The sequence below is a fragment of the Actinoplanes sp. OR16 genome (assembly GCF_004001265.1).
Taxonomy (GTDB): domain Bacteria; phylum Actinomycetota; class Actinomycetes; order Mycobacteriales; family Micromonosporaceae; genus Actinoplanes.
Map to the genome: position 1 here is coordinate 4105849 of NZ_AP019371.1, position 21911 is coordinate 4127759.

The window sequence follows — 21911 nt, forward strand, 5'->3', positions numbered from 1 at the left end:
CGAGTGCGTTTTCGCAATGTCGCAGCCGCAGGGCTGGCCGCCACGGTGGTGGTCACGCTGACCGGTTGCCAGCAGGACGAGCCGTCCGTGCCGCTGCCGACAGCGCCGCCGGCCACGTCCGCGTCGCCGGCGCCCACGGTGGACGAGGCCGAGGCCGCCGCGATGAAGGGTGTGCGGACCGCTTACGCCGACTATCAGCGCGTGGTGGCGGCCGCTCAGAACAAGGGCGACCCCAAAGCCAAGGACCTTGCCTCGTACGTCGCAGAGCCCCTGCTGGGACAGATCCGCAACAGCATCGGCTCGATGGCCAAGGCCGGCTTCGTGGTCAAGGGCCGGACCGAGAGCAAGGGCGACCCGGAGATCACCGAGCTGAACCTCGACGACCGGACGCCGACGGCCACCATCGAGGACTGCATCGACCCGAGCAGTGCCGTACTGACCTCGAAGAAGACGGGGAAGCCACAGCCCGCACCGAGCGGTCAGCCACCGCGGTACCTGGTCGTGAGCACCGCCAAACAGGTGAGCGGCAAGTGGTACATCGACGGCACCAAGGGCTACTGGGAGCGGCCGTGCTGACCCGGTGGGCGCGGCGGGCCGCGCTGCTGATGGCCGGCGCTCTCGCCGCGGGCCTGGTCGCCATGCCGGCGGCGTGGGCCGACGGCAAGCAGGTGTGCACTCCGGACGGGTCGTACTGCTGGATCGAGGCGGAGACCCCGGGCGGCCCCGGCAGCGGTGGCGACGGCGACGGCGGCGATGGGGGCGGCAGCAGCGGGACGGCGCCGTGCTACTACGACGGCCAGCGCTTCCCGTGCACGCAGGACGGCTGGGGCTACTTCAACGAGAGCGACGGCTGCTACTACGTCCTCGAGTCCCCGCAGCCGCCGGCCGGCGACGAGGCGTGGGAGGGGCACGAGCCCGGTGACGGCTCGGTCTACCGGCAGCGCTGCTTCGGCGACATCATGGGCTTCCTGGTGTGGCGGGCCACCCCGCCGCCCGGTCAGCCCGGCACGATCACGCCGGAGGAGCTGGCGGCCCGGGCCATGCGGGCCATCCCGATGGGGAAGCCGGCGATCGGCATCGCGCCGCGGACCAACGGCGCCGGGCTGGTCGGCCTGCCGGTCTGGACCTGGGTGACGAATCGCGCGGCCGCGTGGGGTCCGGTGGAGCGCACGGCGTCCGTACCGGGCCTCGCCGTCACGGCCCGTGCCGAGGTCAGCAGCGCGAAATGGTGGTGGGGCGACGGCGAGACGTGCACGACCGGTTCGCCGGGCGTGGCCTACAAGCGGGAGTTCGGGCTGGCCGACGATCCGGACTGCGGCCACCGCTACGCCAAGACCGGCGAGTACACGGTCACCGTCACGACGACCTGGACCATCGACTGGTGGGTGGTCGGCGGCGGCGCCGAAGGGTCCAGCACCGTCTTCCGGCAGGCGTCCACCGACATCACGATCGACGAGTTGCAGGTGGTGAGGTCCTAGTCCGCAGGTCCCGGCGTCGCTGATCTCAGCGGCGCCGGACCGCCTCCTCGACCAGGTCCAGCACCCGGGTCAGCTCGCCCGGGGGACGGCCGGTGGCCAGGTGCAGCACCAGGCCGTCGTACGCCAGCTCCAGGAATTGGGTCAGGACCTCCACCGGTACGTCCTGCCGCAGCACGCCGGCGTCCCGCTGCCGTTCGAGCCGCTCACGGGTGGCGTCGGCGATGGCAGCCGCGCGCTCGGACCAGCGTTTCGCGAAAGCCGGGTCGGTCCGGAGACGGTGTGCCACCTCGAGCTGCGTCCCCAGCCAGCCGGCCGTGTCGCCCTCGCTGCTGCCGGCCCGCTCCAGAAGGTCGCGCATGACCTGGACGAGGCCGTTGCGGGCGACCGTCTCCACCATCGTGGCGGCGTCGTCCTCGGCCACTGCGAGGAAGAGCGATTCCTTGTCACGAAAATGGTGGAAAATCGCCCCACGGGACATCCCTGTCGCCTCTTCGAGGCGGCGGACGGTGGCTCCTTCGTACCCGAACCGCGCGAAGCACGCACGGGCCGCGGTGAGGATCTCGTGGCGGCGCGCGTCCAGCTGGTCCTGACTAACCCGAGGCACGCGCTGATCGTGTCACGGGGCGGCGGGGCTTTGCAATCCGTACGTACGGCTTCCTATGGCCCTGCGTCCCCTGATCGGATGATGCGAATTTCGTCATCCTGTCAGGGTTTTGTTAACACTCCTGGACTGTTCGCTTCTGTCCCGTCTCACGTAAGGTGCCCGGGTGCCTCTCGTCTTCCTCGCTCTGGACGACACCCTGCTTGATCGCGGCGGTGCCTTCCGTCTGTGGGCCAAAGGCTTTCTCGACGAGATCGCCGCGCCCCAGGAAGACCTGGACTGGCTGGTCTCGGTCGACGCCGACGGGCTCACCTCCCGGTGGGACCTCGCCGACCTGATCCAGGACCGCTACCAGCTACGAGTGCCGACCATCGATCTGGTCGACGAGCTCAACACCGGACCGCAGGCGTTCGAGCGGCTCGATCCGATGGTGGGCTGCGCGCTGGAGATCGCCGGTGACGCCGGGCTGATCCCGGTGGTCGTCACGAACGGCTCGGCCGAGCAGCAGGAGGCGCGCATCCGGCGTACCGGGCTGGACCGCTATGTCGCCGACTGGGTGATCTCGGAGCAGTGCGGGGTGAGCAAACCCAACCCGCGGATCTTCGCGCTCGCCGCCCAGCGGGTCCGGATGCGGCTCGCCGGCGCGTGGGTGGTCGGCGACAGCCCGGAGGCGGACATCGGCGGCGCCGCGGCGATGGGCCTGCCGAGCGTGTGGCTGCACCGCGGCCGGGAGTGGGTGGACAACAGATTCGCCCCGACGAAGGTGGTCGGCAACGTGATCCAGGGCATCTCGGCGATCATGGCGACGCGCTGATTTAAATAGGTTGCGCGGCTGCTCATTCTCCGCGAGAGTCGTGCGCGTTGGTTTTTTCGAGAGAGAAGGAGGTGTGGACACCATGGCTGTCTTTGTCATGCCTGCCGTCCAGTCTTCCCTGCTTACTTCTTTCTCCGAGGAGACCCTCCAGTGCGCGAGCACTCGATGCGGCGTGGACGCCGCAAGTTCGACGACGACGATTCCAACTTCCTGAAGCGCGGCCGGCTCGAACCGGTCCTGCAGGAAGACCCCGATCTGCCCGAGGTCGGCGACCGCTGGTCCACCTGGGACGGCGCACTGCACGGCCCTGAGCCGCGGCCCGATTGGGTGCTCACCGAGTACGGTGCTGTCGACACCGAGCTCGGCATCCTGAAAACCGGCAAGGAAGCGGACGTCTTCCTCGTACGCCGGTCCAACCCGACGACCGGCGCCACCTCGATGATCGCCGCCAAGCGGTATCGGGACGGCGAGCACCGGCTGTTCCACCGTGACGCCGGCTACCTGGAAGGCCGCCGGGTCCGCCGCTCCCGGGAGATGCGGGCCATGACGAACCGCACATCGTTCGGCAAGGAGATGATCGCCGGGCAGTGGGCGGCGGCCGAGTTCGACGCTCTCGGCCGGCTGTGGCAGATCGGCCAGGAGAGCGGGCTGGTCTCCGTTCCGTACCCGGTCCAGCTCATCGGCACCGAAGTCATGCTGGAATTCGTCGGCGACTGGAAGACCGGTGAGGCAGCCCCTCGGCTGGCGCAGGTCCGGGCCGGCCACGACGAGCTGACCGATCTGTGGCGGCAGATGACCGATGCCCTATCGGTGCTGGCGCGGGCGCAGGTGGCTCACGGTGACCTGTCGCCGTACAACACCCTGGTCCACGACGGACGCCTCGTCCTGATCGACCTGCCCCAGATCGTCGACGTGATCGCCAACCCGCGCGGTGGCGAGTTCATCGCCCGCGACGTCACCAACGTGGCCGCGTGGTTTCGCTCCCGAGGCGTCGACGTAGACCCGGAGACCCTGATCGAACGCCTCCACTACGAGGCAGGCCTCCGCTGACGCGGCGACCCGTTCCCGGCCCGCGGCCGCCGAGTCCACGGCGGCCGCGACCGGGACCGCGTCACTGCAGGTAGCTCTCCACCTCACTGACGGAGTGGGCCTGCTCGCCGTCCGGGTCGTTCCCGGCCGTGCGAGCAGCCCGCCGCCGGCGAAGCAGATCCCAGCACTGATCCAGCGACTCTTCGAGCTCCTTGAGCCGGGTGTGCTCCTCATCCGAAGAGATCTTGCCCTGGCTTAGCTGCTGGCGGAGCTCGTGCTCCTCCTCGACCAGGCCGTGGATCCGGCCCAGCACAGTCTTGTCATCCATTCCTGAAGCCTATTCACCCAGCGCCCGTTTGGTAGCCACCGCCCACCGTGTTCCCCGCCATGCCCACCCCCTCACCCTGCCCTGGTCGTGGGTCGTCGCCCGGAGAACGCTCGCCGGCAGCGCCAGCCCACGGCCGGCCGCACCGTGAGCTGCACTCGCGTCGGCTCGCCAACCCTCCAAGGTCGCGGGCAATCTCCAAGGTCACCGAAAGGGCTCGCCGACTCGTCGAAGATGCGAGCGATCCTCGATCTCTTCGACCACCCGCGAGCCGGTGGCAGGGCCGGCCGGTCCGGCTGCGGGCGACCTATCACGTGACCATGGCGTCCGGCACATGATCGCCGGTCTCGACCTGTATCCCGGGCCTGCTGCCAGAACAACCAGGTCTGCTGGCGCAATCCGCGAGCCCGCCCGAAACCCGAATACGCAACCGAGTCCAAGATCCGTCATCCGGGTCACCCGTTCAAGGTCGCATGACGAGGCACTGCTAAATCGTCTCGAGAGGTTTGAGTGAGTGAGTGTTTGAAAGTGCTGTCGCACGGCGTGTCCTTGGGCTCGGCGGAAGCGGTCTGATGCTGGCTTGGTGGAGCGTGAGCGGCGGTATCCGTCTGACCTGACCGATGAGCAGTGGGATCTTGTCGAGCCGATGCTTCCGTTGATCAAGTCGCCAGGGCGGATCCCGAAGCATCCGCGCCGAGCGATCGTCGACGCGATCTTGTACGTAGTCCGCAGTGGTTGCTCCTGGCGTCAACTGCCGGTTGATTTCCCGCCCTGGCAGACCGTGTACTGGCAGTTCCAGCAGTGGGAGAAACGCCAGGTCACCGAGCGGATCCTCGAGGAGTTACGAGAGCAGTTGCGGCTGGCCGAGGGCCGCGAGGCGCAGGCCTCGGCCGGTGTCATGGACTCCCAGTCGGTCAAGGCAGCCGACACCGTCAGCAGCGACAGCCGCGGCTACGACGCGGGAAAGAAGATCAACGGCCGTAAGCGGTTCATCGTCACCGACACCCTCGGCCTGCTCATGGTGGTCTGCGTGATGTCGGCGTCCTGGCAGGATCGCGACGGCGCGAAGACGACCCTGCTCAGTACCTATCTGTTCACCCCGATCCGGCATGTGTTCGCCGATCAGGGCTTCGCCGGCCGGCTGGTCGACTGGGCCGCGCACACGCTCGACACCACAGTCGAGATCGTCCGCAAACCAGCTGACCAGCACGGATTCGTCGTGCACCCGAAACGGTGGGTGGTCGAGCGCAGCCTCGCCTGGCTCACCGCCCACCGGCGCCTGGCCCGCGACTACGAACGCGATCCCGCCGTCTCTGAGGCCTTGATCCGCTGGGCTGCGATCAACACGATGATCCGCCGCCTCGATCGCGGCCGGCCCGCGACCCGACAAACCCGCCGGATGCCCAGCACACCCGGATAACAGTCCTTTCAAACACTCACTGAGTGACAGGATCGACGGATCATCCAGCGCGATTCGAATGTTTTATTGATCTGAAATTCGCGCGGCTTTCGTCGTCTGTTGCGGGTGCGGTGCGGAGAATCGAGATATGGCGCAGCTGGCGTTGTTTCCCACGAGGCATTTGCGGGACAGGACGCTGCGTCGCAATTATTCGGAGGAGGGCGAGGCGTTTCGGCGGGAGCATGAGCGGCATCGGTCGTGGGGTTTGCTGCAGCGCCATGGCCGGCGGATGCGGCAGTTGCGCGAGGCTGAGGAGCAGGCTGCGAGCAAGGGCCCGGACGCGGGCGAAAGCCGAGGTGCGGGCGAAAGCCGAGGTGCGCACGAAAGCCAAGGTGCGCACGAAAGCCAAGATGCAGGCGAAAGCCGAGGTGCAACGGAAAACCAAGGTGCGGGCCGAAGCCGAGGTGCAGGCGAAGGTCAGTGCCGGGGCGCGGCCGAAGGTGAGAGCCGGGGGCAGGGCGCGCCTGACGGGGAGGCTTCGCGTGAGGGCCGGGCCGCGAACATGGGGCAGGCCGCGTGTGAGGGCCAGGCCGCGAACCTGGGGCAGGCTGCGTCTGAGGGCCAGGCCGCGAACCTGGGGCAGGCTGCGTGTGAGGGCCAGGCCGCGAACCTGGGGCAGGCCGCGTGTGAGAGCCAGGCCGCGAGCCGAGGTCAGGGCGGGCTTGAGCGTCACGGCGTGGGTGAGGGGCCGGCTGTCACAGGTGGTCGGCGGGATTCGGGGAGTGCGTTTGCTGCGGCGGGATTTGTCGTTCCGTGGGGGTTGATCAGGCTGGGTGGAAAATGGGCGGGCTGGCTATGGAATGGTGAAAGAGGCCCTCCGCTATCGTCCGGTGTGAACCCCGGTTCCTCGGCCGGCCATTTTCCGGCTGATCCTTGACGAAGCTGCGTGACCATCTGATTGACGTCGGCCGCGTGACCACGATCGGAAACGCTCGGCTGAGTTTCACCTTCCGCCGCTGTCCAGCCGGAACCTGTATCTGATGCAGTTTCTGGCTGAACTGGATCGGGGCCGAGTTCGCCGCCCTGCGCTACTTCACCCCCCAACGGTGCTGACCACCGGACATACGCCGAACAGGACGCCGCGATCGCGACTGCATCCGCTGGCACGACCACGCCGCCGGCCCCGGGACCAGATGCGCGACGTAACTCCACGATTTGCCGCCCGGATCACCCGTTCAAGGCCGCATGACGAGGCGTTAGGGGCTCGCCGACTCTCCAAGATCGCGGATGGAGGGGGCGGGTGGCTCCTGAGGATCGTGGATGGAGGGGGACGGAATCTTCAAGATTGCAGGTGGGGACTGATAGGGGGAGGGCGCGACCATTTTCGCAGGTCGCGCGGTGTGTGCTCGCGTTATGGACGCGTAGCGGCCAGCGAGGAATGCCGGGCCCTCGGCGTGAGCTGCGGCCGGGACCGACCGCCCCGGTGCGACAGGAATTTGATCTTTGTTTGCTTTTTGGGCACCCCGGATGGCGCGGGCTTGATCGGTGTTTTTAGATTTTCGGCGTGGGTTGGATGCGGAAGCTGCGGCAGGCTGGTGGTCCGGTGGCCCGGGCTGTTGAGGTCGTTGATGAGGCGGCGCGGGCGTTCCGGGGTGGGGACGGCCCGGCTGCGGCTGCTCTCGGGGAGGACGCTGTGCGGGCCCTGCGGGTGCTCGCGGACGATCGGGTCAAGGGGGCCGAGCCGGTTCTGGTGCGCGCCCTCGCCGATCAGTCGGGGTATCTCGCCGGGCTGGGACGGCACGGGGAGGCGCTGACGCTGGCCGAGGAAGCCGCGACGCTGGCGTGGGCGGCGCCGGATCGGGCGCAGCTGCTCGCCACCGCGCTGGTGGCGCTCGCCAACCGGCTGGTGCAGGCCGGGCGGATCGGGGAGGCGCGGGATGCCGAACGGAAGGCCACGGCGATCGTGGAGGCTCACCCGGAGACGGCTCTGGCGCGCGGACTGTCCGATCTGGCTTCCGGGATGGCCGAGGCCGGGGAGCACGCCGAAGCCGTGGTGATCAGCGAGCGGGCTCTGGACATGTGGCGGAAGCTCGCCGACGCGGATCCCGGGGCGGACGCGCGGCTGGGGCAGTCGCTCAGTGACCACGCGGATCGGCTGTCCGAGCTGGGACGGTGGGCGGACGCCGTGGAGTTCAGCGCCGAATGTGTGGCGCACCGGCGGCGGACGGCCACCGAGGAACTGGCGAAGGCGCTGAGGAGGCACGCCGTGTTCCTGGACCGGGTGGGACGGGAGCAGGAGGCGCACGCGGCCGCCGACGAGGCCGCCGAGGAGGCGGAATGCGGAAGCCCCGCCTCATGACGAGACGGGGCTTCCGGTAGAACGGGAGATCAGCTGCGGAGCATCTTGCGGAGGACGTACTGCAGGATGCCGCCGTTGCGGTAGTAGTCCGCCTCACCGGGGGTGTCGATCCGGACGACCGCGTCGAACTCGACGCCGGTGTCAGTGGTGACCTTCACGGTGCGCGGGGTGGTGCCGTCGTTGAGCGCGGTGACGCCGGCGAACGAGAACGTCTCGGTGCCGGTCAGGCCCAGCGACTCGGCGTTCTGCCCCTGCGGGAACTGCAGCGGGAGCACGCCCATGCCGATCAGGTTCGAGCGGTGGATGCGCTCGTAGCTCTCGGCGATGACGGCGCGGACACCGAGGAGCATGGTGCCCTTCGCGGCCCAGTCACGGGACGAGCCGGAGCCGTACTCCTTGCCGGCCAGGATCACCAGCGGAATGCCGGCCTCCTGGTAGGCGACGCTGGCGTCGAAGATCGTGGTCTGCTCGCCGGTCAGGTGGTTCAGCGTGAAGCCACCCTCGACACCGTCCAGCAGCTGGTTGCGCAGCCGGATGTTGGCGAACGTGCCACGGATCATGACCTCGTGGTTGCCGCGGCGCGAGCCGTAGCTGTTGAACTCGGCGCGCGGGACGCCGTGCTCGGCGAGGTACTTGCCGGCCGGGGAGTCGGCCTTGATCGAGCTGGCCGGCGAGATGTGGTCGGTGGTGACCGAGTCGCCGAGCTTCGCCAGCACGCGGGCGCCGGAGATGTCGGTCACCGGCGACGGGTCGGCCTGCATGCCCTCGAAGTACGGGGGCTTCCGGACGTACGTCGACTCCTCCGCCCAGGCGAACGTGTCACCGGTCGGGGTGGGCAGCGACTGCCACTGCTCGTCGCCGGCGAAGACGTCCTGGTAGGCGGTGGAGAAGCCCTCGGCGCCGATGGCCTGCGCGATGACCTCGTCGATCTCCTGCGCGGACGGCCAGATGTCGTTCAGGAACACCGGATTGCCGTCCGAGCCGGTGCCGAGCGGCTCGGTGGTGATGTCGATGTCCATCGAGCCGGCCAGGGCGTACGCGACGACCAGCGGCGGCGACGCCAGGTAGTTCATCTTGACGTCCGGGTTGATCCGGCCCTCAAAGTTCCGGTTGCCGGAGAGGACGGAGACCGCGGTCAGGTCGGCCTCGTTGATCGCCGCCGAGACCTCCTCGGGCAGCGGGCCGGAGTTGCCGATGCAGGTGGTGCAGCCGTAGCCGACCAGGTTGAAGCCGATCTTGTCCAGGTAGGGAGTGAGACCGGACCGGTCGTAGTAGTCGGAGACGACCTTGGAGCCGGGCGCCAGGGTGGTCTTGACCCACGGCTTGCGGGTCAGGCCCTTCTCGACGGCCTTCTTGGCGAGCAGCGCGGCGCCGATCATGACCTGCGGGTTCGAGGTGTTCGTGCAGGACGTGATGGCGGCGATGACGACGGCGCCGTGGTCGAGCTCGTATTCGACCCCGTCGTCGCCCTTGACGCGGGTGGGCTTGGAAACCCGGCCCGTCGAGCCGATGGCGGCAGAGAAGAGGTGCGGTTTATCCGATTCGTCCGACACGCCGTTGGCGGGTGCGTCGGAAGCCGGGAACGACTCCTCGCTCGCCTCGTCAGCGTGGCCGTGCGGCGTCACGTAGTTGCCGAGCGCGCCGCGGAAGCCCTGCTTGGCCTCGCTGAGGATGACCCGGTCCTGGGGACGCTTCGGGCCCGCGAGGGACGGGACGATCGTCGACAGGTCGAGCTCGAGCTTCTCGGAGTAGTCCGGCTCGGCGTTCGGGTCGAGCCAGAGGCCCTGGCGCTTGGCGTAGGCCTCCACCAGGGAGACTTCGGCCTCGCTCCGGCCGGTGAGGCGAAGGTAGTCGATCGTCTGGTCGTCGATCGGGAAGATCGCGACGGTCGAGCCGTACTCCGGCGACATGTTGCCGATGGTGGCGCGGTTCGCCAGCGGGACGGCGCTGACGCCGGGGCCGTAGAACTCGACGAACTTGCTGACCACGCCGTGCTTGCGCAGCATCTCGGTGATCGTGAGGACGAGGTCGGTCGCGGTGGTGCCGGCCGGCGCCTCACCGGAGAGCTTGAAGCCGACGACGCGCGGGATCAGCATGCTGACCGGCTGGCCGAGCATCGCGGCCTCGGCCTCGATGCCGCCGACGCCCCAGCCCAGCACGCCCAGGCCGTTGACCATGGTGGTGTGCGAGTCGGTGCCGACCACGGTGTCCGGGTACGCCTGACCGTTGCGCTCCATGATCGTCCGCGCCAGGAACTCGATGTTCACCTGGTGCACGATGCCGGTGCCGGGCGGGACGACCTTGAACTCGTTGAACGCGGTCTGTCCCCAGCGCAGGAACTGGTAGCGCTCCCGGTTGCGCTGGTACTCCAGCTCGACGTTGCGCTGGAACGCGTCCTCGCGGCCGAACAGGTCGGCGATGACCGAGTGGTCGATGACCAGCTCGGCCGGCGCGAGCGGGTTGACCTTGGTGGGGTCGCCACCGAGGTCCTTGACCGCCTCACGCATGGTGGCCAGGTCGACCACGCAGGGAACACCGGTGAAGTCCTGCATCAGCACCCGTGCCGGGGTGAACTGGATCTCGACACTCGGGTCGGCGTTCTGATCCCAGCTGCCGAGCGCGTTGATGTGGTCGGCGGTGATGTTCGCGCCGTCCTCAGTGCGCAGCAGGTTCTCCAGGAGGATCTTCAAGGAGTAGGGCAGGCGATCGTGCCCCTTCACCTTGTCGATCGTGAAAATCTCGTAGCTCGCGTCTCCGACGCGCAGCTCGCTCTTCGCACCAAAGGTGTCGAGGCTGGCCACCGTCTTCTCCTTCACACCCAGCGACTGGAAGTCAAGTCTTTCGCACCGAAAGGGCGACCTTCGGGTTAGGTATGCCTAACTCTCGGTTGGCGTCTTTGGTAAACCGTACGTCCGTCTTGCTAGCCATCGCAAGGCGGGGTCTCACTGCCTGATCCTGTCAGTAAGTCGCAGGTTTGGTGCCGACGATCGATGGGCATCCCCGCCCGATGACGGCACCAGCGGACACGGACGAGCTCACCGACTTCTTCAGCCGGTACGGCGCGGCGCTGACGACAGGCGATGTCGCAGCGATCGCCGGTTGCCATGCGCTGCCCGGCCTCGTCGTCTCCGATTCCTACAGTTTCACGTTCAGCACGCCGGCCGCGGTGGCGCTCTCCTTCCTCGGGGCGGCGCCCGCCTACCGGGAGAACCGGATCGTGGCGGCGCACGCTCAGCTCTACGAGGTGCACCGGCTCTCCGGGGCGCTCACCATGGTCGCCGTCGAATGGGAGTACCTCGACGACGAGGGCCACGCGGTGCCCGGCGAGCGCTACCGCTACCTGATCCGGAACGGCGCGGACGGCCCGCTGATCACCACGGTCATCGCCACGCGCTGAGCATTCCGGTGCGACCATGGTCCGGTGACGACGATCGAGATCACTGCGACCGCCACCCCTCGGGCCACCGCCCGTCCGCAATGGCTCATCGTGCACTACCACCGGCCCGACGGCGACTATGCGGACTGGTCCCTTCACGCCTGGGGCGATGTCGCAGCTGACATGGTCTATCCGCAGGGTGCGCCGTTCGCCGGGGAGGACTCGTTCGGGCGGTTCGCCTTCGTGCGGCTGTCCGAGAATGCTCGTGAGGTCGGGTTCCTGGTCGTCCACCGGTTCGGCGCGAAGGACGTCGAGGTGGACCGGTGGGTCAACATCTCCGACATTTCGGAAGTATGGGTGACAGCGAACGATCGGCGCGTTTCTGGAGAGAGGCCGGATTCTGAGCCGGTAGTGGATTCCGGCCTCGCCGTCATCCACTACCGGCGACCCGACGGCGACTACAGCGGGTGGGGCCTGCACTGCTGGGAGGGCGTCCCGATCAAGGACAAGACCCGGTGGGGTACGCCGAGACAACCGTCCCGCTTCGACGCGTTCGGGGCGGTGTTCGAGGTCCCGGTCCGCCCGGACGCGGCCGGACTCCGGTACGTCATTCATCGGGGTGACGAGAAGGACCTGCCCGACGACCAGCGCCTCGACCTGACCGTCGCTCGTGAGCTGTGGATCGAGTCGGGGGTGGCCGCGCCGGTTCGTCCTGACCTGGGAACCCTGGGGCCGGAACTGGACCCGGCCCGCGCCTATGCGGTCTTCGTCGACCGGGGGACGATCGCCCTTCCCGACTGGTTCGCCGGCCGGGCCGTCTCGTTCGTGCTGGACGCCGGCGAGCGGGAGCTTTCCCTCGTACCCCGCCCTGGGGGTCTCTTCCAAGCGCAGAGCCGGCGCTTCCCCCACCTGCGCGCCTACCGCGCGTTCGCGATCCGGGAGATGGGTGACGCGGCGCTCGGCGACCTGCTCCGCGGCCGGTTGGTGGTCACCGGCCGGGATGAGGGCGGCGAGGTGGTGGCGCTGACGGCGGTGCAGCTCGCGGGGGTGCTGGACGATCTCTACGCCGACGCTGCCGACGCCGAGCTGGGGCTGACCTTCGACTCCGGCGAGGGTTCGCCGCGGCTGGCGGTCTGGGCGCCGACCGCGATCACCGTGTCGCTGGAGTTGTTCCGGGCGCCTTCCGAAGAACCGCGGATCTTGGAGATGGCGCGGGATCACGTGACCGGCGTGTGGTCGATCGACGTGAAGCCCAAGTGGCTCGGGCGGTACTACCGCTACCGGGTCGAACTGTGGCATCCGGCGGCGCAGCGCGTGGTGACGACGAGCGTGACCGACCCGTATTCGTACTCGCTCGCCACCGACTCCACGCACAGCCAGCTGGTCGATCTCGCGGATCCCGCGCTGAAGCCGATGGGCTGGGACGCCCTGGTGAAGCCGCCGGCGGTCGCGCCCGCCAGGATGCAGATCGGCGAGGTGTCGGTCCGCGACTTCTCGATCTTCGACACGTCGGTCCCCACCGCGGAGCGCGGCACGTTCGCGGCGTTCACCAGGCCCGACGCGGACGGGATGCGGCATCTGCGGTCGCTCGCCGAGGCCGGGCTGACCCATCTGCATCTGCTGCCGGTGAACGACTTCGCCACGGTTCCGGACCGGCGCGGCGATCAGGCGGTGCCCGCCTGCGACCTGGCGTCGTTCCCGCCCGACTCGCCGGAACAGCAGCGCGCGGTCATGGAGGTGGCCGACGCCGACGGATACAACTGGGGTTACGACCCGTGGCACTGGACGACGCCGGAGGGCAGCTATGCCACCGATCCGTCCGGCGCCGCGCGCATCCTGCAACTGCGCGCGGCAGTGGCGGCGCTCAACGCGGCAGGGCTCCGGGTCGTGCTCGACGTCGTCTACAACCACACGATGGGCGACGGCCTCGACCGGTTCAGCGTGCTCGACCGGATCGTGCCCGGGTACTACCACCGCCTGCTCGCCGACGGCAGCACCGCCGAGTCGACCTGCTGCCCGAACACCGCCACCGAGCACATGATGATGAGCAAGCTGGTCATCGACTCGCTGGTCACCTGGGCCGTGCACTACAAGATCGACGGCTTCCGCTTCGACCTCATGGGACACCATCCGCGCGCCAACATCCTCGAGGCGCGCATCGCTCTGGACCGGCTGGGCGATTCCGGCAAGGAGATCTGCCTGTACGGCGAAGGCTGGAACTTCGGCGAGGTCGCGTACGACGCGAGATTCGCCCAGGCCACCCAGGTCAACATGGCCGGCACCGGGATCGGCACCTTCAACGACCGCCTCCGGGACGCGGTCCGGGGCTCCGAGGATTCACAGGGGTTCGCCACGGGACTCGGCGCCCGCACTCCACTCTGGCTCCACGACCAGATCAAGGTGGGCCTGTCCGGCGCGCTCGCCTCCTACCGCTTCGTCACGCACACCGGCGCCGAACGCAGCGGCTCGCAGATCGACTACAACGGGTCGCCCAGCGGGTATGCCCACGATCCGGGTGAGGCCGTCAACTATGTGGACGCCCACGACAACGAGATCCTGTACGACGCCATGGCGATCAAGCTGCCCCCGTCCACGTCGCCGGTGGACCGTGCCCGGATGCAGGTGCTGGCGCTCTCGCTCGTCGTCCTCAGCCAGGGGACCGGGTTCGTGGCCCTGGGCAGTGAGCGGTTGCGGTCGAAGTCGCTCGATCGGAACTCGTTCAACTCGGGGGACTGGTTCAACGGGATCCGCTGGTCGGGTGGGAACGGGTTCGGGCTGGGGTTGCCTCCATTTGCGGATAATGGCGACAAATGGGACAGTCTCCGGCCGGTTCTGGGGGATCCGGCGCTCGTGCCGCCGGTCGATGCCGTGGAGTTGACCGCTTCGCGCTACCGGGAACTGCTGCGCATCCGGCGGTCGTCCGCGGTCTTCGGGCTGCCCACCGCCGACGAGGTGCAGAGGAGGGTGGCGTTCCCGCTCGGCGGCCCGTCGGAAGCGCCCGGCGTGATCGTGATGGTCCTGGACGCGACCGGCCTCGACTCACCGTGGCGAACCCTGGTCGTCGTCTTCAACGCCACCACGGAGTCGTCGGTGTCGCGCCTGCCCGGAGTCGGGGACCTGCACCTGCACCCGGAACTCCTCGAATCCGCCGACCCTTCGCTGCACTCGGCCTCAGCCGCCGACGGGCAGTTGACCGTGCCGGCCCGCTCGGTAGCCGTCTTCGTCCGAGACTGACGGCCCCGCACCCGGCCATGTCCGTGCGTTGACGGCCCGTGCCCGGGTTGGCTGTGTGCGTTGACCGTCTGGCGTGGGCGGTGGGTGCACGCGGTTCGTCGTTGTGTGCGTTGACGGCCGTGCCTGGGTTGGCTGTGTGCGTTGACCGCCCGTGCTCGGGTTGGTTGTGTGCGTTGACCGTCTGGCGTGGGCGGTGGGTGCGCGCGGTTTGCTGTTGTGTGCGCTGGCCGCCGTTCTGGGGGCGGTGGGTGCACGCGGTTCGTCGTTGTGTGCGTTGACGGCCGTGCCTGGGTTGGCTGTGTGCGTTGACGGCCAGTGCTCGGGTTGGTTGTGTGCGTTGACCGTCTGGCGTGGGCGGTGGGTGCGCGCGGTTTGCTGTTGTGTGCGCTGGCCGCCGTTCTGGGGGCGGTGGGCGCACGCGGTTCGTCGTTGTGTGCGCTGACGGCCCGTGCCGGGGTCCGTTGCGTGCGTTGACCGCCCGACGTGGGCGGTGGGCGCCCGCGGTCTGCTGTTGTGTGCGGTGGCCGCCCTCATAGGGGCGGTCAACGGACGCGGCTGTCCGGTGCGTGCGTTGAGCGCCCTCGAGGGCTGGTGCGGCTCGGCGCGCGCGACGGGTTGCGGTAGGGCGACAGGATGATGCCGTAGATTGCGCCGCGCGGGGAGCGAAACCGTCTCCGCGCGAGCGCGCCGCCGACGGTCGGTGGCCGTGGAGCGGAGGTCGTGGTGCGGTTCGAGCGTGCCCTGTGCGCGTTGATCTTGGTAGCTCTCGCCGGCGGATGCACGTCCGGCGATGACGAGCCGGAGTTCGCCGACCCGGCTCGGTCGGCGGCCGCTGCGGGAACGGGAACGGCTGCTTCGGCGCCGGCGTTCACCGAGCCGTCCGCCTACTCCTACGTCATGACCCGCGGTTGTGACGCGGCCGCGCCGCTGGGGAGGTACCAGGTGACGGTCGCCGCGGGTGCCGTCACCAAAGCCGAGCGGGTGGGCGCCCCGGCGGTGTCGGCGTCCGGGTCAGCAGAGGTGGATCTCGGGCCGGTCACCGGTCAGGAGGGCGAGGAGATCGAGGTGCCGACCCTCGCCGAGCTCGTCGAGATGGCGCAGACGGCGAACGAGGACGGCGCCGAGGTGTCGACCGAGTTCGATGCGGCGGACGGTCACCCGGTCAAGGTCACCATCAACGTGACGGACACCGCGGACGGCGCCGAGTGCTGGAGCGTCCACGATTACAAGCCGACTGCCTGACCCACTAAATGCTGATATAGGCGATAAGTCAGGCGCGCAGCGCCGGACTTATCGCCTCACCAAGCGCCGCCTCACACCGCACTCCGCATGAACCGCCGCTCAACGGGATAGGCCTCAACGGACTTCTCCAGCGCCTGCCGCAGGAACTCCCCGCCCTGAGCGGTGGCCGCCTGAGCCGCATTCGTCTCGCGCAGCGCGTTCAGCATCGCGAAGTCGTGGATGATCCCCTGATACCGGACGGCGGTCACCGGCACCCCGGCAGCGCGGAGCTTCGCCGCGTAGGCCTCGCCTTCGTCGCGGAGCACATCGGCTTCGGCGACGATCACGAGAGCCGGGGGCAGGCCGCCGAGCTGTTCCACGCTGGCGCGGAGTGGTGAGGCCGTGATCTCGGACCGCTGGGCGGCGTCCGGGGCGTACTGGTCCCAGTACCAGGCCATCGAGTCCCGCCGCAGCCAGTAGCCTTCGGCGAACCGGTCGTAGGAGTCGGTGTCGAACGACGCGTCGGTGACCGGGTAGTAGAGCAGCTGGGCGAGGATCTCCGGACCGGACCGCTGCTTCGCCAGGATGGTCAGGGCCGCTGTCATGTTGCCGCCGACGGAGTCGCCCGCCACGGCGATCCGGGTCGCGTCCAGGGCGAAGAGCACGCCGTGCGTGGTGATCCACTCCAGGGTTGCGTAGACCTGTTCGAGAGCGATCGGATAGCGGACCTCGGGTGACCGGGAGTACTCGACGAAGACGACGGCGGCGCCGGAGCGGACGGTCAGTTCCCGGACGAGCCGGTCGTGGGTGCTGGAATCGCCGAAGACCCAGCCGGCGCCGTGCGTGTAGAGCACCACCGGCAGCTGCCCGACGACGCCCGCCGGACGGTAGATCCGGATCCGCACCTCACCGGTCGGGCCCCCGGCGAAGGTGAGGTCCTCGATGTCGGCGTCGGGCTTCGGCACGTCACCGGCCTGGGTCTCCGCGACGATCCGGCGGCCTTCGGAAGGACCGAGATCAGGGAGGTACGGCGGATGCGCCGTGGCATCGGCGAACGCCTGAGCGGCCGGTTCGAGCACGGGTTCGGGGTAGCCCATCGCGGTCTCCTTCGTCTGAGAAGGCAAGGAAACCGAAGGGCAGTGCAGATTCAGTGCATCGCGGATGCACAAGCCTCGACGCGCGCGATCACGGCCTCGACCTCGTCCTCACCCCACACGACCCGATAGATGTGCGAGTGCTGGGTGGCGAGGTGCCGGAACGTGGCGATCACCGAGGCCGCCTCCGCCGAGGATCCGAGCGCGACCAGCGCCGAGGCGAGGATCGCGTTCGCGTGGAACGGCGTGAAGATCTCGGCGGACGGTGTCCGGTCGAGGGCCACCCGGGCGAACCGGGCGGCGGCCGCATGGTCCCCGCGCTGCAGGTGGATCTCGGCGAGCTTCCCGGCCGTCTCCGACGACATGTCGATGATGTCGTTCTGCACGGCGAGCTCGTGTCCTTCGAGCGCCACGTCGGCGGCGGTGGCGAGGTCGCCCTGTGCCTGGAGTTCGGAGACGAGCGCGGAGAGGGCGAAGACCAGCACGCTCGGTTCGCCGCCCAGTTCGGCGAGGTCGACGGCGCGGCGGGCATGCTTCAGCCGGGAGGAGGGGTCGGCGGAGGGGGACCACGCCATGTTGCGCCACACCATCGCCTGCCCGGAGAGGTCGTCGATCTCCTCGTAGAGGGCGAGGGCCCGCTCCAGACGGGATTGGAAGAGCACGGGATCGGTCGTACGAAGACCGATCGACGTCTCCCGCAGCATCCCGGCCTCCAGCACCGGCTCACCGAGGGCCTGCGCCGCCTTCAGCGCCCGCTCGGACTGCTCGGCGGAGTCGGCCGGCGGCTCGACCACCGAGCTGCGTGCGGCCCGCAGGTCGAGGACCATCTCGATCGCCTCGCGGTGCCAGCGCCGGGTGAGGGCCAGGTCGATGACGGCGCGCAGGGTCGGCTTCTCCCGGACGTACCATTCCAGCGCCGCCGCGAAGTCGGCCGGCCGCTCGATCGTCATGCCGGCGGACGGGGGCCCGAGATAGGTCACCTGCGGCCTGCCGAACATCAGGTACGAGTGCCGCGTGCTCCGGACATAGTGCTCCACCAGCCGTTTCTCGGCTTCCTTCCGTTCACCGGCGGCGTCCAGCAGCTCGTCGGCGTACGCGTGGAGCAGGTCGTGCATCGTGTACCGGCGTCCGTCCGCCTCGGTCAGCACGTTCGCCGCGCTGAGTTCGGCCAGCAGTGAGCGCGTCTTCGGGCCGGCCCCCGAGATGCTCGCCGCCGCGGCGATCGAGATCTCCGGTCCGGGGTGGACGGCGAGCAGCCGGAACAGCCGGGCCGCGGCCGGCGAGAGCGCGTCGTACGACCAGGAGAAGGTGGACCGCACGTCGTCGCCGGCCTCCCCGGTCGACAACGCGTCCAGCTCCAGTTCTTCGACGAACTCGCTCAAGCGGAGCTCCGGGCGTACCGATGCATGGGCCGCCGCGATCGCCAGCGCAAGCGGAAGTCCCGCGCAGAACCGCACCAGATCGTGGCTCGCCGCCGGCTCGGCGGCGAGCCGGGAAGCACCGATCCGCTTGGCCAGCAGCTCCCGGGCAGCAGCCTCACCGAGCCTGCCCACGTGCACCGGCCGGGCGCCCTCCCGCGCGACGAGACCGGTCAGGCGGTTGCGGCTGGTGACAACCACAAGACATCCCTGTACGCCCGGCAGCAGTGGCCTGACCTGCTCCGAATCGCGAGCGTTGTCCAGCAGCACGATCATCTTGCGGTCGGCCAGAGCTGATCGGAATCGGGCAGCCCGAGCGTCGAGTCCGGCGCCGCTGAGCGAGGCGAGCGAGACGCCGACGGATTCGAGGAGCGTGTTGAGGGCGTCGACCGGGTCGATGAGCCGGCCGCCCGGGTCGAAGCCGCGCAGGTTCAGGTAGAGCTGGCCGTCCGGGAACCGCCCAGAGATCCGGTGCGCCCAGTCGACGGCGAGCGCGGTCTTGCCGACACCGCCCATGCCGCTCAGGATCACGATCTCCGCGCCGTCCGCCTGGGCGTCGAGGGTCGCGGTCAGATCATTCCGGGGTACGAACCCCGCCACCCGGCGGGGCAACTGAACAGGCCGGTGCGCGTCGGGGCGGCCCGGCGCGGCCACGGCTTCAGCGGGCTCGTCGGCCAGCGCCAGCAGGTGCGCGGCGCGGAGCTCCGGCCCCGAATCGGCGCCGAGGTCATCGGCGAGCCGGCGGCGTACCTCGTCGAAGAGCACGAGCGCCTCGGCCCGCCGCCCGGCGGCCAGCAGGACGCGGATCATCCGAGCTTGGAGCGGCTCATGCAGGGGTGCGGAGGCGGCGATCCGCTGGATGAGCGGCACCGCGGACGGCGATCCGCCGCCGTCCAGCAGTTCGTCGGCGGCGGAGACGGCGATCTGGATCCGCTCCTGGGCGAGCGTCACGAACAGCGGATGCTCCAGCACATCGGCGTCCAACCCGGCGAACGCCGGCTCCTGCACGGTCTCCAGCGTCCGGTCGCCGAGGAGATCCGAGGCCAGCCGGTATCCCTCACCGGCCGGCAGCACCCACTCGCCGGCGGCCCGGCTCGGCAGATCGGGTTCGAACAGCCGTCGTACCTGCCCGACCAGCCGATGCAGCTGATTGACGGCGCTCGGCGACGGCTCCGACCCCCAGATCAGCTCGACCAGCGCGTCGATACCGACGACGCCACCACGAGCGGCGAGCAGGGCGGCCAGCAGAACCCGCTGCCGCGGCGGTCCGATGTCGACCTCGGCGCCGTCCCGCCACATGCGGAGCCCGCCGTAGGCACGCAGCCTGACGGCGGGCTCCCCGGAACTCATGCGACCACTTTGCCGGGGTTTCCCCCCGGACGACAGGTCACCTGGATCACATGGGCAGCCGGGGACCGGCCTCCCGCTGCGACGCCAGCCACTGCTCGACCTCGCCGGAGGATCGCGGCAGACCGGCCGACAGGTTCTTGCAGCCGTCCGCCGTCACCAGCACGTCGTCCTCGATCCGGACGCCGACGCCCTGCAACTCGGCCGGGACCAGCTCGTCCTCGGCCTGGAAGTAGAGGCCCGGCTCGACGGTCAGCACATAGCCTTCCTTGAGCTCGCCGTCCCGGTAGTTCTCCTTGCGGGCGTGGGCGCAGTCGTGCACGTCGATGCCGAGCATGTGGCCGAAGCCGTGCAGCGTCCACCGGCGGTAGACGGTGCTGTTCTCGCTCATCGCCTCGTCCACGCTCACCGGGAGCAGGCCCAGGTCGTGCAGACCCTCGGCGAGCACCCGCATGCAGGTGAGGTGCACGTCCTTGAACTTCACACCGGGCCGGATGGCGTCCATGCCGGCCTGCTGCGACGCGTGCACGATGTCGTAGACCTGGCGCTGCAGCGGAGTGAACGTCCCGTTCACCGGCACGGTCCGGGTCACGTCGGCGGTGTAGAGGTTGTCGCCCTCCACGCCCATGTCCATGAGCAGCAGGTCACCCGGCGTGGTCAGGCCGGTGTTGCGGACCCAGTGCAGGATCGTCGCGTGCGGCCCGGAACCGACGATCGAGGTGTAGCCGACGTCGTTGCCGTCGTGCCGCGCCCGCAGCCCGAACACGCCTTCGAGCAGCCGCTCCCTGACCGGGCGGTCGGCCGGCAGCACCCGGGCGACGTCCTCGAAGCCGCGCACCGTCGCGTCGATCGCGTCCTGCAGCTGGGCGATCTCCCACTCGTCCTTGACGAGTTTCAGCTCGGAGATGACCCAGGCCAGCTCCCGGTCGCGCGGTTTGTCCCGGCTCGGCTCGTACGCGAGCACGGCCCGGTCCACGTTCGCGTCGAGCCCGCGCAGCACCCGGGTGCGTCCCGGCGCCGAGTTGGCCAGCACCGGCCCGAGGTGGCCGAGCGAAGCCGTGTCGATGCCCAGCTCCGCCGACTTCTCGCCGAGCGTGTGCGTGCGGCCGATCCACAGCTCGCCGTTGCGGTCCCGGAAGAACCGGTCGGTCTCCTTCGAGTTGCGCTCCCGCGTGAACAGGATCGCGTCGTGCCCGGAGCCGCTCGGCCGCAGCATCAGCACGCTGTCGGGGTCACGATCGCCGGTCAGGTAGAAGAAGTCGCTGCCCGGACGGAACGTGTAATCGGTGTCGTTCGCCCGGACCTTCTCGTTGCCGCTCGGAATGATCAGCGTCTCGCCCGGGAACGCCTCGGAGAGCGCCGCGCGCCGCTTCGCATAGTTCGGCACCTCCGGCAGCGGCGTCACCGCGAGCGGATCCTCCCGCCAGCCACTGCGCATGAACTGCAGAAACGCCTCCGGGAAATCCGGGTCGTGCGACTCAGTCTTGGCTTGCTCGCCCATCTGAGGATGCCTCCGTTCTCGCTGACCCGACGGTACAGCCCCGGCGGGACGGACGGCAGGCGCGGTGGCGGCCTCAGCCTCGCCCGGGCTGATTCACGTAGGCCGGCGCCGGTGTCCGGGTCAGGCAGGCCAGCCGCGCGCCGGCCGTCCCCGCCTCGCCGTGCCCGGTGTGGGTTCCCTCGGCGTGCAGCACGAACGACCACGGCGGCCGCTCCGAACTGAACCGCCACCCCTGCACGCTGGTGACCGATCCGGCCCCGGTGGCGTCGGCGGTGAAGTCCAGCCACACCTCGTTCTCCGGGTTCGCATAGGCGGGGTCGACGGACGGCTTCTGAGGCCCGGCGGCCGGATCGACCCGGTTCTGGTAGTGCGGCCCGGCGCCGGCCGGATCCGCGGTGCACGGGTTGTTGTGCAGGTGAGCCCCGTAGGCCCGCCCCGGCACCAGCCCACTCACCGTCACGGCCACGCTGACCCCGCCGGCGGCCTCGGTGACGGCGACCTCAGCGGTGGCCCCGACCGGCACTGCGGTGGTGTCGTAGGTGACGGCGGTCGCGCCTTCCCGCCACGTCCGGAAGCTGCCCGTGGTCACCGCCGCCGGAACCAGGGCGGCGCCCGCGGAGGTCGAAGGCTCGATCACGACGGCGCGGCCGGTGGCCGAGGCGCTGCTGCACCCGGCGAGCAGAATGGGCGCCACCATAAGGACAATTCCTCTATT

Annotated in this window: 16 protein-coding genes and 1 pseudogene; 9 read left to right on the plus strand and 8 right to left on the minus strand. The window is 69.4% G+C overall.

The features are described from left to right. Window positions 1–3: 3 nt before the first annotated feature. On the plus strand, window positions 4–576 hold the full coding sequence (locus tag EP757_RS19050) for a hypothetical protein (protein ID WP_127547892.1): 573 nt from the start codon (window positions 4–6) through the stop codon (window positions 574–576). Next, the gene (locus EP757_RS19055; protein ID WP_127547894.1) at window positions 570–1478 is read left to right on the plus strand and encodes an ATP/GTP-binding protein; all 909 of its coding nucleotides are present in this window, start codon (window positions 570–572) and stop codon (window positions 1476–1478) included. The genes EP757_RS19050 and EP757_RS19055 overlap by 7 nt, the downstream gene beginning before the upstream one ends. 25 nt (window positions 1479–1503) lie before the next feature. Here EP757_RS19055 and EP757_RS19060 read toward each other — a convergent pair whose 3' ends face one another. Further along, window positions 1504–2082: a TetR/AcrR family transcriptional regulator gene (locus EP757_RS19060; protein ID WP_127547896.1), complete on the minus strand. Its 579-nt coding sequence runs from the start codon at window positions 2080–2082 to the stop codon at window positions 1504–1506. 163 nt (window positions 2083–2245) lie between these two features. On the opposite strand from EP757_RS19060, the gene EP757_RS19065 reads away from it, so the two are divergent. Beyond that, window positions 2246–2893, plus strand: a complete 648-nt coding sequence (locus EP757_RS19065; RefSeq protein WP_127547898.1) for an HAD family hydrolase — start codon at window positions 2246–2248, stop codon at window positions 2891–2893. Between the two features lie 150 nt (window positions 2894–3043). Then, entirely contained in the window at window positions 3044–3943 is a 900-nt protein-coding gene (locus EP757_RS19070) for a serine protein kinase RIO (protein WP_370457839.1), read from the plus strand. A gap of 61 nt (window positions 3944–4004) precedes the next feature. Here the strand turns inward: EP757_RS19070 and EP757_RS19075 are convergent, their stop codons facing one another. Beyond that, window positions 4005–4250 (minus strand): DUF2630 family protein, encoded by a 246-nt coding sequence (locus EP757_RS19075; protein WP_127547900.1) that lies wholly within the window; start codon window positions 4248–4250, stop codon window positions 4005–4007. Between the two features lie 568 nt (window positions 4251–4818). Here EP757_RS19075 and EP757_RS19090 point away from each other — a divergent pair. Then, window positions 4819–5667: pseudogene (locus tag EP757_RS19090) on the plus strand (IS5 family transposase); the annotation flags it as partial. 40 nt (window positions 5668–5707) lie between these two features. Here the strand turns inward: EP757_RS19090 and EP757_RS19095 are convergent. After that, the gene (locus EP757_RS19095) at window positions 5708–6379 is read right to left on the minus strand and encodes a hypothetical protein (RefSeq protein WP_127547902.1); all 672 of its coding nucleotides are present in this window, start codon (window positions 6377–6379) and stop codon (window positions 5708–5710) included. A gap of 831 nt (window positions 6380–7210) precedes the next feature. Between EP757_RS19095 and EP757_RS19105 the strand changes: the two genes are divergently transcribed. Then, window positions 7211–8005 carry a tetratricopeptide repeat protein gene (locus tag EP757_RS19105; protein WP_127547904.1) on the plus strand — a complete coding sequence of 265 codons (795 nt, stop codon included), beginning with the start codon at window positions 7211–7213 and terminating at the stop codon, window positions 8003–8005. A gap of 29 nt (window positions 8006–8034) precedes the next feature. Here the strand turns inward: EP757_RS19105 and acnA are convergent, their stop codons facing one another. Then, on the minus strand, window positions 8035–10806 hold the full coding sequence (acnA, locus tag EP757_RS19110; RefSeq protein WP_370457840.1) for an aconitate hydratase AcnA: 2772 nt from the start codon (window positions 10804–10806) through the stop codon (window positions 8035–8037). A 206-nt stretch (window positions 10807–11012) separates the two neighbouring features. On the opposite strand from acnA, the gene EP757_RS19115 reads away from it, so the two are divergent. The 3 genes from EP757_RS19115 (at window position 11013) to EP757_RS19125 (ending at window position 15857) form a co-directional block, all read left to right on the plus strand. Beyond that, window positions 11013–11402 carry a hypothetical protein gene (locus tag EP757_RS19115; protein WP_127547908.1) on the plus strand — a complete coding sequence of 130 codons (390 nt, stop codon included), beginning with the start codon at window positions 11013–11015 and terminating at the stop codon, window positions 11400–11402. A gap of 24 nt (window positions 11403–11426) precedes the next feature. Next, the gene (gene pulA, locus EP757_RS19120; RefSeq protein ID WP_127547910.1) at window positions 11427–14615 is read left to right on the plus strand and encodes a pullulanase-type alpha-1,6-glucosidase; all 3189 of its coding nucleotides are present in this window, start codon (window positions 11427–11429) and stop codon (window positions 14613–14615) included. Between the two features lie 723 nt (window positions 14616–15338). Next, window positions 15339–15857, plus strand: coding sequence for a hypothetical protein (locus tag EP757_RS19125; protein WP_232050569.1), 519 nt, complete (start codon window positions 15339–15341; stop codon window positions 15855–15857). A gap of 71 nt (window positions 15858–15928) precedes the next feature. Here EP757_RS19125 and EP757_RS19130 read toward each other — a convergent pair whose 3' ends face one another. The 4 genes from EP757_RS19130 to EP757_RS19145 form a co-directional block, all read right to left on the minus strand. Further along, complete coding sequence (locus EP757_RS19130) at window positions 15929–16933, minus strand: alpha/beta hydrolase (protein ID WP_127547915.1); 1005 nt, start codon at window positions 16931–16933, stop codon at window positions 15929–15931. 50 nt (window positions 16934–16983) lie between these two features. Beyond that, entirely contained in the window at window positions 16984–19698 is a 2715-nt protein-coding gene (locus tag EP757_RS19135; protein WP_127547917.1) for a BTAD domain-containing putative transcriptional regulator, read from the minus strand. Between the two features lie 46 nt (window positions 19699–19744). Then, complete coding sequence (locus EP757_RS19140) at window positions 19745–21196, minus strand: aminopeptidase P family protein (protein WP_127547919.1); 1452 nt, start codon at window positions 21194–21196, stop codon at window positions 19745–19747. 73 nt (window positions 21197–21269) lie between these two features. Then, the gene (locus EP757_RS19145; RefSeq protein ID WP_197725538.1) at window positions 21270–21893 is read right to left on the minus strand and encodes a superoxide dismutase family protein; all 624 of its coding nucleotides are present in this window, start codon (window positions 21891–21893) and stop codon (window positions 21270–21272) included. Window positions 21894–21911 lie beyond the last annotated feature (18 nt).

Coding starts and splice junctions, on each gene's coding strand:
- EP757_RS19135 (WP_127547917.1), bottom strand. CDS start 19,698: ATGAGTTCCGGGGAGCCCGCCGTCAGGCTGCGTGCCTACGGCGGGCTC.
- EP757_RS19145 (WP_197725538.1), bottom strand. CDS start 21,893: ATGGTGGCGCCCATTCTGCTCGCCGGGTGCAGCAGCGCCTCGGCCACC.
- EP757_RS19130 (WP_127547915.1), bottom strand. CDS start 16,933: ATGGGCTACCCCGAACCCGTGCTCGAACCGGCCGCTCAGGCGTTCGCC.
- EP757_RS19115 (WP_127547908.1), top strand. CDS start 11,013: ATGACGGCACCAGCGGACACGGACGAGCTCACCGACTTCTTCAGCCGG.
- EP757_RS19075 (WP_127547900.1), bottom strand. CDS start 4,250: ATGGATGACAAGACTGTGCTGGGCCGGATCCACGGCCTGGTCGAGGAG.
- EP757_RS19140 (WP_127547919.1), bottom strand. CDS start 21,196: ATGGGCGAGCAAGCCAAGACTGAGTCGCACGACCCGGATTTCCCGGAG.